10 protein-coding genes are annotated in these 12,314 nt (G+C 70.5%); 7 read left to right on the top strand and 3 right to left on the bottom strand.

Annotated elements, in window-relative coordinates:
* Nucleotides 1–15 precede the first annotated feature (15 nt).
* The 3 genes from ABZ707_RS18200 to ABZ707_RS18190 all read right to left on the bottom strand — a co-directional run bounded on the left by ABZ707_RS18200 (nt 16) and on the right by ABZ707_RS18190 (nt 2,251).
* A complete protein-coding gene (locus ABZ707_RS18200) occupies nt 16–462 on the bottom strand; it encodes a lipocalin-like domain-containing protein (RefSeq protein ID WP_360175313.1) in 447 nt (148 codons plus the stop codon).
* A complete protein-coding gene (locus ABZ707_RS18195) occupies nt 462–1,331 on the bottom strand; it encodes an MBL fold metallo-hydrolase (RefSeq protein ID WP_360175310.1) in 870 nt (289 codons plus the stop codon). The genes ABZ707_RS18200 and ABZ707_RS18195 overlap by 1 nt, the downstream gene beginning before the upstream one ends.
* 305 nt (nt 1,332–1,636) lie before the next feature.
* Nucleotides 1,637–2,251: a TetR family transcriptional regulator gene (locus ABZ707_RS18190; RefSeq protein WP_360175307.1), complete on the bottom strand. Its 615-nt coding sequence runs from the start codon at nt 2,249–2,251 to the stop codon at nt 1,637–1,639.
* 113 nt (nt 2,252–2,364) lie between these two features.
* Between ABZ707_RS18190 and ABZ707_RS18185 the strand changes: the two genes are divergently transcribed.
* The 7 genes from ABZ707_RS18185 (at nt 2,365) to ABZ707_RS18155 (ending at nt 12,113) form a co-directional block, all read left to right on the top strand.
* Nucleotides 2,365–3,132 (top strand): SDR family oxidoreductase, encoded by a 768-nt coding sequence (locus ABZ707_RS18185; protein ID WP_360175304.1) that lies wholly within the window; start codon nt 2,365–2,367, stop codon nt 3,130–3,132.
* An 825-nt stretch (nt 3,133–3,957) separates the two neighbouring features.
* Nucleotides 3,958–6,807 (top strand): carbohydrate-binding protein, encoded by a 2,850-nt coding sequence (locus tag ABZ707_RS18180; RefSeq protein ID WP_360175301.1) that lies wholly within the window; start codon nt 3,958–3,960, stop codon nt 6,805–6,807.
* Between the two features lie 20 nt (nt 6,808–6,827).
* On the top strand, nt 6,828–8,555 hold the full coding sequence (locus ABZ707_RS18175) for a ThuA domain-containing protein (protein WP_360175298.1): 1,728 nt from the start codon (nt 6,828–6,830) through the stop codon (nt 8,553–8,555).
* A 123-nt stretch (nt 8,556–8,678) separates the two neighbouring features.
* Nucleotides 8,679–8,918 carry a hypothetical protein gene (locus ABZ707_RS18170; protein WP_360175295.1) on the top strand — a complete coding sequence of 80 codons (240 nt, stop codon included), beginning with the start codon at nt 8,679–8,681 and terminating at the stop codon, nt 8,916–8,918.
* On the top strand, nt 8,918–9,295 hold the full coding sequence (locus tag ABZ707_RS18165; RefSeq protein ID WP_360175292.1) for a fic family toxin-antitoxin system, toxin component: 378 nt from the start codon (nt 8,918–8,920) through the stop codon (nt 9,293–9,295). The genes ABZ707_RS18170 and ABZ707_RS18165 overlap by 1 nt, the downstream gene beginning before the upstream one ends.
* A 131-nt stretch (nt 9,296–9,426) precedes the next feature.
* A complete protein-coding gene (gene mptB / locus ABZ707_RS18160) occupies nt 9,427–10,854 on the top strand; it encodes a polyprenol phosphomannose-dependent alpha 1,6 mannosyltransferase MptB (protein ID WP_360175289.1) in 1,428 nt (475 codons plus the stop codon).
* Nucleotides 10,851–12,113: a glycosyltransferase 87 family protein gene (locus ABZ707_RS18155; protein WP_360175286.1), complete on the top strand. Its 1,263-nt coding sequence runs from the start codon at nt 10,851–10,853 to the stop codon at nt 12,111–12,113. Before mptB ends, ABZ707_RS18155 begins: the two co-directional genes overlap by 4 nt.
* The last annotated feature ends 201 nt before the right edge of the window (nt 12,114–12,314 follow it).

Below are 12,314 nucleotides of genomic sequence, written 5' to 3'. Positions count from 1 at the left end.
CTTCTGGCGGCCGGCTCACTGGGGGTGGGGCGCCGCCCGCTTCCAGACCAGGACGGAGTGCACCGTGCCGCGCGGGAAGGCGTCGTTCGCTACCAGCGTCAGTTGATTGCCGTCGAACGTGGCCTCGCGGATCAGGGTGGTGCCCAGCCAGGCCGGCAGCAGAGACACCTCGACATCGTGGTGGAGCGTGTGGTTCGACTCGTCCACGGTGTACTTGCCGCTGTAGGCCAGGTACCCGGTTGCGGCGGCCGCTGCTGGTTCGAGGTCACCGCCGTCGCTGTCGAGCAGGTGGTAGTCGGGGCGGCCCGGCCGCATGATCTGAGCCGACATGTAGCCGTCCGAGGTGTACATGATGATGCCGGTGGCATCTTGGCCGAGGGGATAGGTGATTCCTGGGCGTTCGGTGTATTCGGCCGTGAACGATGTTAGCTGCCACGTTCCGACGACCTGGTCCGCGAGCATCACTCCGCTCCTTCGGGGATCGTCTTGAGGGGCAGCCCGAACATCAGCCAGGACTGGTGACTGTCCCAGTCCGGATAGAGCTTGTCCATCTCCTCGAACAGCTCCTGCTCAGAGGTGGTGGACTCCTTGAGTCGGCCGAAGTCACGCAAGTAGCGCTTGGAGGCTTCGATGCACTCGGGGGTGTCGGGGGCGCCGGTCTTCTTGTGACCGGCGACCGCGATCTTCGGGTTGAGCGCCGCCAGCCGGTCAAGCGCGGCGATCCAGTTCTCCCGGCTCGCCGGTGTCGTCTCGCCGACGAACATGTGGCACTGGTTGTACAGCACGTCGCCGGCGACGACCAGGTCGATGGAGGGCACGTGCAGCGAGGTACTGTGCAGCCCGTCGGTACGCCCTTGCTCGATGATGCGGATTTCCTCGCCTTCGAGCGCGAAGGTGTCTGACTCGTACAGCTCGGGCAGGGCCATGGTCGTGGGCAAGCCGGGCCACATCTTCCGGCTGAACTCGATCAGCTCCGGTGGGGTCTGGGCGATGAGTTCCATCGTGCCGGGCGTGGCGATCGCTTTGGCGTCCGGGAACTGTTCGAGCACAGCCGACAGCCCGAAAAAGTGATCGGGGTGTCCGTGAGTGATGTAGATCGTCGTGAGGTTCTTCTCATGCAGAGCGATCCAGCTCGCCAGGGCCTCGCCCTCCGCTGCGGTGGTGAGTGCATCGACCAGCACAGCGTCACGTTCACCGTAGATCAGCGTGGCTGTGGTCGGATCCCAGCCGAACGGCGGCCCCATCTCGAACGGCCGCTCGCCGACGGCACGCCTGCGAGGTGAGTTGAATACGTTGACGTCCAAGCTCTTCGGAGAACGCGTCTTGGACATGGTCTGAGCCTTTCTCCCGCGCAGTGCACACTTCATTAGGGCCAAGGCGCGGTGCCATGAAGCGACCGGCGACATCGCCCTCTCCGCAGCGAGGTGCTGCTGGAGCAATGTGCTGATGAAAACCCAATCAAAGCCCCACGACACCGCCAAAGTGGATTATCGTATGCTCGCGCAAGCTGCGCTATGCGGGTGGTCACGCAGGGCACCGCCTTGGAGGAGGAGGCAGGCGCGGCACGGGCAGTGATGTCCGATCGCACCACGGATTCCGGCGATTTCCGCAGTGGGGCGGTGGGACGGTGGACCGGTTACGCCGCGCTCGCGCGCAGTTGTTCGATCGCCGAATCGAGTGCTATTTCGAGATGGGTCACGCTGCCCGTCGCGAGCATGACTACCACGCCGCCCTGAAGTCCGGCCAGCAGCGCGGCCGCCGACCGGTCGACGTCGACACCGGCCCCGATCTCACCCTGGTCGCGCATACTGCGGATGCCCGCCGCGAGCCGGTTCTGCCAGCTCGACAGCAGACCGACGACGATGTCGCGGCTCTCCGGCTCACTCCGGCCGATCCCTGACAGCAGCGTGCTCAGTGGACACTGCTGACCCTGCTCCCGGTAGCGCCGCACCACCACATCGCGCCACGCCTCCCACGCCTCCCACGAGGTGAGTTCGTCGAGGTACGGCTGCTGGTCGGCCAGGACGCGGTCGGCCTCCCAGTGGGCGACCGCGAGCAGCAGCCCGGCCTTGCCCTCCGGGAAGTAGTGGAAGAGCTGGCTCTTGCTCGTCCTGGTCGCGTTCCGGACGTCGTCGAGCGTGGTGGCCGCCACCCCGCGGGCGCGTACCTCGCGGACGGCGCCCTCGATGATCCGGCCACGGGTCGCGAGCCCCTTCTCCGTCAGCTTCCGCTCGGCCGCTCTCTGCTCCATGGGGCAAGCCTACTGGACCGTAAGGTCCAGGGCGCGGCCAGCGAGTGGACTGGCGGGTCCAGGAGGCTTACATTGAACCCGTCAGTCCATAAAATCAGAGAAGGTCCGTGACCATGGGAAAACTGGACGGCAGGACGGCGCTGGTGACCGGCTCCACCAGCGGGATCGGGCGCGCCGTCGCGGTGCGGCTCGCGGCCGAGGGCGCACATGTCATCGTGAGCGGCCGCGACTCCGGCCGGGGACAGGCCGTGGTCCGCACGATCCGTGACGCGGGCGGCCGGGCCGACTTCGCGGCGGCCGATCTGGCCACGGCACACGACGCGCGGGCGCTGGCGGACGCCGCGCTCGGCCTCGCCGACGGGCGCGTGGACATCCTGGTGAACAACGCCGGCGTCTTTCCCGCGACGTCGACCCTGGGCCTCGACGAGGCGACATACGCCCATGTGATGGATGTCAATGTCCGGGGTCCCGTCTTCCTGACCCAGGCCCTGCTGCCCTCGATGCTCGACCGCGGCGACGGCGTCATCATCAATATGGGCTCCTGGGTCGCCCAGGTGGGGTTCATAGGCGGAGCGCTCTACTCGGCGAGCAAGGCGACGCTCGAACAGCTCACTCGCGGCTGGGCCTCCGAGTTCGGCAGCCGGGGGATCCGCGTCAACGCCATCGCGCCCGGGGTCATCGTCTCCGATCCCGAGGCGCCGGAAGCCGCCCGGCGGCACCGGATGGTGGAGAACTCGCCGGCCGGGCACGCCGGGAGGGTCGAGGACATCGCCCACGCGGCGGCCTATCTGGCGAGTGACGAGGCGGCTTATGTGCACGGCACGACGCTGGTCGTGGACGGCGGTGTGCTGGCGACCCGGCCAGGTCCCCGGCCGAACTGAGGCCCGCCCCACGGCGGCGGCCCGGCACCGCGCCCGCGCCGTGAAGTCGTATACGTGCAGACGGCATTCAGGGGTCCCGGTCCCTGCCGCGCCGACCGGTCCGCCCGCCGCGCCGGACACCGGACGGTGGCGCGCGGGGCCGTATGCCCGGTGCTCGTCGAAGCCGCCTCCGGGACCCGGAGACCTCGGCGCCGGGGCGGCCCGGAGAGCGTGGACCGGGACAGAGGCCGTTTGCGGACGCACCGGCCTCCTGTGCGTCTGCAACCGGGAGGCGGGCGCCAGGGCGCGGGCGGCCGGTCCGCCGGGCAGGTCCGCCGTGGCGCCGTCCCGGCTCGTCCTGGGCCGGTTCCGGCCGGACATGACCGTCGGCCCCGCGCTCCGCCCTGCTCGCGGGTCACCCTCGGAGCCCCAGGCCGGGCGGTGCGGGCAGGGCGAGAGCCCTCGCCGCGACCACGCCTCCGGCGGGCGGAGCCGTCTGCTCCGTGTGCGGTCGCAATAACTTCTGAAGCCGTCACCGCCGGCTCCCGATGCGCCCGTCTCGTTGCCTCATGCACGAGTCCGGAGAGGGGCCCCGGCAATTTTGACACGGCCTTGACAAATTAAGGCGCCGTTGCCAACATGCAAAACTCTCGCGAGTTTCTGCAAATACCTTGATGCCGCATCGGAACTTCTCCGCCAGAACGGTACGGCTGCTCCCCGGGTGACGGGACATCACCCGGGCGGCAGGCACTTCCCCGGCACTTCCAGCGACACCCCCGTGACACGGCCAGCGCGGTTCCGCGTGCCCACGCCCGACTCACCCCCGCCCGCAAGGAAGGAAGCTCCATGTCAGGACTCTCAGTACTCGCACGGCAGAGACAGACGTGGTTGAGATGGCTCACCGCGCTGGCGCTGGTACTGGCCGGCGGCGGCGTCGTCGTCGGACCGGCAGCCTCGGCCGCCCCGGCCGTGATTCCGGCCAGTGATTACCAGCAGGTACAACTCGCCCTCGGTGGAGCTGAGTTGGGCGAGGCGATGTCTCTCGCGGTCCTCCCGGACCGTGCGGTCGTCCACACGGCCCGTGACGGCACGCTCCGCTACACGGACGCCGCGGGCAACACCAAGACGGCCGGCAAGCTGGACGTCTACACGCATGACGAAGAGGGCCTCCAGGGCGTGGCCGCCGACCCGGGCTTCGCCACGAACCGCTACCTCTACCTGTACTACTCGCCCAAGCTGAACACCCCGGGCGGAGACGCGCCCGTCACCGGGAACGCCGCGGCCTTCGAGCCGTGGAAGGGCCACCTCAACCTTTCCCGCTTCACCCTGAGGACCGACGGCACACTCGACCTGGCCAGCGAGAAGGTCGTCCTCGAAGTACCGAACGACCGCGGCCAGTGCTGCCACGTCGGTGGTGACATCGACTTCGACGCCGCCGGGAATCTCTACCTGACCACCGGCGACGACACCAACCCCTTCGAGTCGAGCGGTTACTCGCCGATCGATGAACGGACCGACCGCAACCCGCAGTTCGACGCCCAGCGGTCCTCCGGCAACACCAACGACCTGCGCGGCAAGGTCCTGCGGATCAAGCCCACGGCGGCCGGCGGCTACACCGTCCCGTCGGGGAACCTCTTCGCTCCCGGTACGGCCAACACCCGTCCCGAGATCTACGCGATGGGCTTCCGCAACCCCTTCCGCATGTCCGTGGACAAGCCCACCGGCATCGTCTACCTCGGCGACTACGGCCCCGACGCCGGGGTCACCGACGGCAGCCGCGGCCCCAGCGGCCAGGTCGAGTTCAACCGCATCACCGCGCCCGGCAACTACGGCTGGCCGTACTGCACCGGCACCAACACGGCCGCGGAGACCTACGGCGAGTACGCCTTCCCGAACGGCCCCTCCTCGGGCAAGTACAACTGCGCCGCGGGCCCTGCCAACAACTCGTTCCGCAACACCGGGCAGACCACCCTGCCCCCGGTCAAGGCCAGTTGGATCAAGTACGGCGGTGACGCCGGCTCCCCGCCCGAGTTCGGCGGCGGCTCGGAGTCGCCCATGGGCGGCCCGGTCTACCGTTACAACGCCTCGCTGAACTCGAACGTGAAGTTCCCGCAGTCCCTCGACGGCCGTTTCTTCGCCGCCGAGTACGGCCGCAAGTGGATCAAGCCGGTCGAGGTCAAGGCGGACGGCACCCCCGGCGTCATCGAGACCTTCCCGTGGACCGGTACGCAGGTCATGGACCAGGCGTTCGGCCCCGACGGCGCGCTGTACGTCCTCGACTACGGCACCGGCGCCAACAACCAGGCGCTCTACCGCATCGAGTACATCGGCGGCAGCAACCGCAACCCGGTCGCCAAGGCCGCCGCCGACAAGGTGTCGGGTCCGACGCCACTGACGGTCGCGTTCTCCTCGGCGGGCAGCTCCGACCCCGAGGGCAGGGCCCTCACGTACGCCTGGGACTTCGGTGACGGCACCAGCTCCACCGCCGCCAACCCGAGCCACACCTACACGGCCAGGGGCACATTCCGGCCCACCCTCACGGTCAGGGACCCGGAGGGGCTGACCGGCACCGCGAGTCTGGTCGTGACGGCGGGCAACACCGCCCCGACGGTCAACCTCCAGAGCCCCGGCGACGGCCAGCTCTTCTCCTTCGGTGACACGGTGCCCTTCCAGGTGTCCGTGAGTGACCCCGAGGACGGTGCCATCGACTGCTCGAAGGTCAAGGTCACCTATCTCCTCGGCCATGACGAGCACCGCCACCAGATCACCCAGGCCACCGGCTGCTCGGGCAATCTCTCCGTGCCTGCCGACGGTGAGCACGACAGCGCGGCGAACATCTACGGCGTCTTCGACGCCGAGTACACCGACGCCGCCGGCCTGACCACGCACAGCGCGCGCATCCTCCAGCCCCGCCACCGGCAGGGCGAGCACTTCTCGGCGCAGTCCGGCATCCAGGTCGCCGCGCACGGCACCGCGGAGGGCGGCAACACCGTCGGCTTCACCGACAACGGCGACTGGATCTCCTTCAAGCCGTATGTCCTCGGCAACGCCAACAGGATCACCGCCCGGGTCTCCTCCGGAGGCGTCGGCGGCACGATCGAGGTACGGGCCGGCTCGGCCACCGGCACCCTGCTCGGTACCGCGACCGTGGCACCGACCGGCGGGTGGGACACCTTCGTCGATGTGTCCGCCAACCTGACGAACGCGCCTTCGGGCTCCACGGAGCTGTTCCTCGTCTTCAAGGGCCCGACGGGCCAGGGCAACCTCTTCGACCTCGACGCCTTCACCTTCGCCACCGGCAGCGGCGGTTCCAGCCAGACGGTGGAGGGTGAGTCGTTCACCTCGGCCCAGGGTGTCCAGGCCGCCGACCACGCACCGGCCAGTGGCGGCAGGACGCTCGGCTACATCGAGAACGGCGACTGGGCGGGCTACGCCTCCGTCCCCACGGCCGGGACCAAGACCTTCAGCGCGAAGGTCTCCTCGGCCGGGGCCGGCGGCACGATCCAGATCCGCTCGGGCTCGGCGACCGGCGCCGTGCTCGGGTCCGTCGCCGTCCAGCCCACCGGCGGCTGGGAGACCTTCGCCAATGTCTCCACCGCCCTCACCGGCACGGCCTCGTCCGGAGCGCTGTTCCTCACCTTCACCGGTGGCGCCGGGTCCCTGTTCGACATCGACACCCTCACCCTCACCAAGTGACGCGCGGGAAAGGGACAGTGATGCTTCATCAGCTACGGCGGATACCGAAGGCAGCCGCCTCGGCCGTCGTCGTCACGCTCGCCCTCGCCGGGGCGTTCCTGACGCCGGCCGAGAGCGCGCGGGCCGCCGACCCCGCCTACAAGGTGCTCGTCTTCTCCAAGACGGCGGGCTTCCGGCACGACTCCATCCCGGCCGGCACCCAGGCCATCCGTGACCTGGGCGCGGCCAACAACTTCACGGTCACGGCGACCGAGGACAGCGCCGCGTTCAGCACGGCCAATCTGGCGCAGTTCAAGGCGGTGGTGTTCCTGAGCACCACCGGTGACGTCCTCAACGCCACCCAGCAGTCGGCCCTCCAGTCGTACCTCGACGGCGGCGGCGGCTACTTCGGCATCCACGCGGCGGCCGACACCGAGTACGACTGGCCGCAGTACGAACAGATCGCGGGCGCCTGGTTCAAGAGCCACCCGGCGATCCAGCAGGCCACGGTGCGGACCGAGGACCGGGCCAACGCGGCCACCTCGCACCTCGGCCAGACCTGGTCCCGCACCGACGAGTGGTACAACTACCGCACCAACCCCCGCGCCAACGTCCGGGTGCTGCAGAGCCTCGACGAAGGCAGCTACAGCGGTGGGGAGATGAGCGGCGACCACCCGATCACCTGGTGCCACCCGCAGGGCAACGGCCGGGCGTTCTACACCGGACTCGGCCACACCCAGGAGTCCTACGCGGACCCCGCGTTCCGTACGCTGCTGCTCGGCGGCATCCGGTACGCGGCGGGCTTCGCCAAGGCCGACTGCCGTGCGGAGACCGGCTACACCAGTCTCTACAACGGCTCGACCACCGGCTGGTCGCAGGCGGGCCCCGGCAGCTTCACCAACACCGACGCCACCCTGACCTCGCAGGGCGGTATGGGTCTCTACTGGTACCGGACCAAGGAGTACGCCTCGTACTCCCTGAAGCTGGACTGGCGGATGCCCGGGGACGACAACTCCGGTGTCTTCGTGGGCTTCCCGTCCTCCGACGATCCCAACTCGGCGGTCAACCAGGGCTACGAGATCCAGATCGACGCCACGGACACGGCGGACAAGACCACGGGCTCCGTCTACGGCTTCAAGTCGGCCGACCTCGCCGCGCGGGACGGCGCGCTCAATCCGCCGGGGCAGTGGAACGGCTACGAGATCCGGGTGGAGGGGGAGCGGCTCCAGGTCTTCCTCAACGGTGTGAAGATCAACGACTTCACGAACACCGACCCCGCCCGGTCCCTCAGGCAGGGATACATCGGCATCCAGAACCACGGCACCGGTGACGACGTGTCCTTCCGCAACATCCGGATCAAGGAGCTGGGCGGCACCACCCCGCCGCAGTCGTCGACCTACGAGGGGGAGTCCTACACCTCGTCCCAGGGTGTCCAGCCCGCCGACCACGGACCGGCCAGCGGCGGCAGGACCCTCGGCTACATCGAGAACGGCGACTGGGCCGGGTACTCCCAGGCGCAGCTCGCGGGAGCCAGGACCTTCAGCGCGAGGGTCTCGTCGGCCGGGGCCGGAGGCACCATCCAGGTGCGTTCCGGCTCGGCCACCGGACCGGTCATCGGCTCGGTCGGGGTCAGCAACACGGGAGGCTGGGAAACCTTCCAGACCGTCTCCACGGCCTTGACGGGCACACCGACCGGCCCGGTGTTCCTCACCTTCACCGGCGGCGCGGGCTCTCTGTTCGACGTCGACACCTTCACGCTGGGGAGGTAGCCGGCCGGATCGATCGCCTGTGACAGGGGCGGGTCCCGGGAAGCTCCGGGGCCCGCCTCCGCCGTGTCCCACCGGCGGCGGATCGGGCCCCGCCGATTGGTAACACGTGTTACCCTCCCTGTCATGGCCAAAGAACAGCTCGGTGCCCGAGTGGACGAAGACGTGGCGAAACTCGCCCGGAGCAGAGCGGCGGACCGCGGGATGTCGCTCGGCGACTATCTGGCGCAGCTCGTACGCGAGGACGCCGAAGGCATCCGCCGGCGCTCGCTCGCCGCGGCCGCCCGGTTCCTGGAGGAGCACGGGCCAATCTTCGACGAGGCGGAGGACGCGCAGCGGTCCGCACCGGGAGTGCGCGCCGCGTAATGGACACGCATATCGATGTCGCGTGGATCCTTGAGGTGGCCCAGCTCGCCGGCGCCCGGGATCCCGCTCCCGACGACTACGGGGTGCCCGTCGCGGCCTGCGCCCGGCACCAGGCCGAGATCCTCGGCGAACCCGTCTATCGTGGCCCGTACGCCCGCGCCGCGGCGCTCGTGCACACCCTCGGGCGCTGCCGGTGGCTGGAGCGGTCCAACCTCTCCGTCGCCGCCGCCACCGGCGTGATGTATCTGGAAGCGTCCGGGATCTCCGTCAAACCCGGCAAGGACGAGGCCGTGGCGCTGCGCGATCTGCTGCTGGACCCCACCTGCACGGCCGCCGCGATCGCCGCGCTGCTGCGCACCTGGCCCACCGTCACCTGACGGGCCCCGCGCGGAAAGAGAGCGCGCGGGGCGGCCGGAGCCGCTCCCCGTAAGACGGTGGCTACGCTCATGCCACCGGACCGTGGGCCGGTGGTCGTCTTCCGGCCACCACCTGCTGCGAACCTCCACAGATGCTCGCCCTGAACGCTGATGTGAACCCGGACCGGTGCCGAGTACTGGGGCTCGTGGGATCCGTCGCTCTCATGGGCGGCGGGCTGACCGCGGGCGCCCTGCCGGTACGGGAGGCACTCCTGCCCTCGTCGGGCCGGGCCGCGCTGGGCGTGGTCTGCGCGTACTTCGGCCTCGTCCTGCTCGTCGCGGCCTGGTGGTGGCTGGGCCGCGCCGTGCGCGGCCCGCGCCCGCCCGCCCCGAGGGAACTCCTGCTGACCCTCGCGACATGGGCGGCGCCGCTGCTGCTCGGACCGCCGCTGTTCAGCCGGGACGTGTACAGCTATCTCGCGCAGGGAGCCATGGTCGACGCGCGGATCGACGTGTACACGTACGGCCCCTCGCACCTCGGCGGCCCTCTCGCGACCGAGGTCGCGCCCGTCTGGCGGCACACCCCGGCACCGTACGGCCCGGTCTTCCTCGCGCTCGCCTCGAAGGCCGCCTACCTGGCCCGTATCGACACGCCCACCGGAATCCTCGGCATGCGGCTCGTCGCCCTGCTGGGCGTCGGGCTGATGATCGCCTTTCTGCCCAGGCTCGCCCGCCGCTGCGGCGTCGAGCCGTCCGCCGCACTCTGGCTCGGCGCTCTCAACCCCCTGGTCCTGCTCCACCTTGTCGCGGGAGCCCACAACGACGCTCTGATGCTGGGGCTGCTCGGGGCCGGACTGGTGGCGGCCCTCGGCGGCCGGCCGGCCGGGGCCGCGGTCCTGGTGGCGCTGGCCGCGCTGGTGAAGGCACCGGCGGCGCTGGGCCTGCTGGCGGTCGCCGGACTCTGGTCGGCCCGCTTCACCGGCCGGGCCCGTACGGTCAGAGCCGCCGCGCTGACCTGCGCCGTGGCCCTGGCCACCACCGTTCTGGTGACGGCCGTCACCGGCACGGGTTACGGCTGGATCGGCACACTCTCCACCCCCGTCTCGCCCGACAACTGGTCGCTGACCAGTGGTCTCGGCCGGCTCAGCGGCGCGCTGCTGGCCGGCGTGGGCAGCGGCCCGGCCGACCTGGCCGTACCGGTGTGGCGGTGGCTCGGCCTGGTGGCCACCGCCGTGGCCGTGGTGGTGCTCTGGCTGAGACGGGTCCGCCTGGGATCCGTCTACGCGCTGGCGCTGAGCCTGCTGGCGGTCTTCGCGCTCGGCCCGGCGTTCCGCCCGTGGTACGCGCTGTGGGGGCTGTTCCTGATCGCCGCCGCCGCGCCCGACGGCCGCGTACGGCGCTGGGCCGCGGCCGGCAGCGGGATACTCGCGCTGGGCCTGCTGCCCAGCGGATCGCCCCCGGACGGCATGCAGCTCACGCTGGCGGTGGGCGGCGGCGCGCTCGCGCTGCTCGCGCTCTGGTGGATGTTCGAGATGTCGGATCCGAGCGCCGTCGTCGCCCGGCCGCGGACCGCGTCATGAGGTGGCCGCGACGCGCCGTCGCCACGCCCGTACGACGGACGACGACGGCGGTGTGCCTGGTCGTGGCCACCGCCGTGTTCCTCGCGACCGTGCCGCTGCACCGGGACTTCTTCGACGTCGGTGTCTACTACGGCACGGTCAACGACCGGATCCACCACAACGGGCGGATCTACGACTACCTCAGCCCCGGCACACGCTACGGCTTCACCTATCCGCCCTTCGCGGCGGTGTCCATGCTGCCGATGGCGCTGGTCTCCTGGCCCGTGGCCGTCGGGGTCAGTGTCGGACTGGGCATCGCGGCATCGGTACTGCTGCTGCGCTGGCTGGCGGGCCCGGTCATCAAACGCGAGTACCGGCACCGGTGGTTCGCCTTCGTCGTGGCCGGCTGTCTGTTCGCGCTGTTCGAACCGGTCCGTGACACCTTCAGCTTCGGACAGGTCAACCTGCTGCTCGTCGCCCTCGTCTTCGCCGACGCGCGGCTGCTGGCGACGGGCCGCGGCCGGTACGCGGGCATCGGCATCGGCCTGGCGACCGCGATCAAGCTCACGCCCGCGCTCTTCATCGGCTATCTGCTGATCACCGGCCGCCGCCGGCAGGCCGGCGTCGCGGCGGGCACGGCCGGCGCCGCCACCCTGCTCGCCGCCCTGGTCGACCCCGGGGCCTCCCGGGCCTTCTGGACCGAGGCGCTGTGGAACACGGACCGGGTCGGATCGCTCAGCTATGTCTCCAACCAGTCACTGCAAGGGGTCCTGGCCCGGCTGCGGCCGGACCATCCGGGCGGCGGGCTCTGGCTGGTGTGCGTCCTCGCCGTCCTCGCGGTCTGGGCGTACCGCGCCCGGGCGGCGGTCCGCGACGGCGACGACCGGGCCGGGTTCGCCCTCACCGGCCTCGCCGCCTGCCTGGTCAGCCCCGTGACCTGGGTCCACCATCTCGTCTGGGTGATCCCGGCCCTGATCGTACTGACGGACACCGCGCTGAGCCGCCGGCCCGGTGACCGGGACCGCCGGGTGCTGTCGGCGGTCTGTGCCGCGCTCTACGTCGTCCTGTGCAGCAGCGTCGTCTGGCTGTGGCGCTGGAACTCGACCGGTCCGGACGCCTTTCTCGGCGCGAACACCTATGTCTGGATCACCCTCGGGCTGCTGGTCTTCCTCCCCGGACACCGGCGGCGGCCCGAGGACCACGCCCCTGTGCCCGCCGCCCGCGCGGTGCGCGCCGTCCGGGGCGGCCGTGAACACGTGGCCGCCGACGCCGAGCCCTGACGGGACCGGCGGCTCCGGGCGGGGCCCTGCCGCTCGCGTCATTCCGTATGGGGCGGCCGCCACTCGATGCCCGCCGCGTTCCGCCCGGCCGGGCGCGGCGCCCGGCCCCTTCCCCGGTCCCATGAGGAATCGCCGCCCTTCCGGGTACACGTACGACGCGCAGACGTTCAATGCGGAACAGGCGGGTGTCACACATGTCCG

The organism is Streptomyces sp. NPDC006923, from assembly GCF_040635655.1.
Taxonomy (GTDB): Bacteria; Actinomycetota; Actinomycetes; order Streptomycetales; family Streptomycetaceae; genus Streptomyces.
This window is presented reverse-complemented; position numbering and strand designations above follow the sequence as displayed.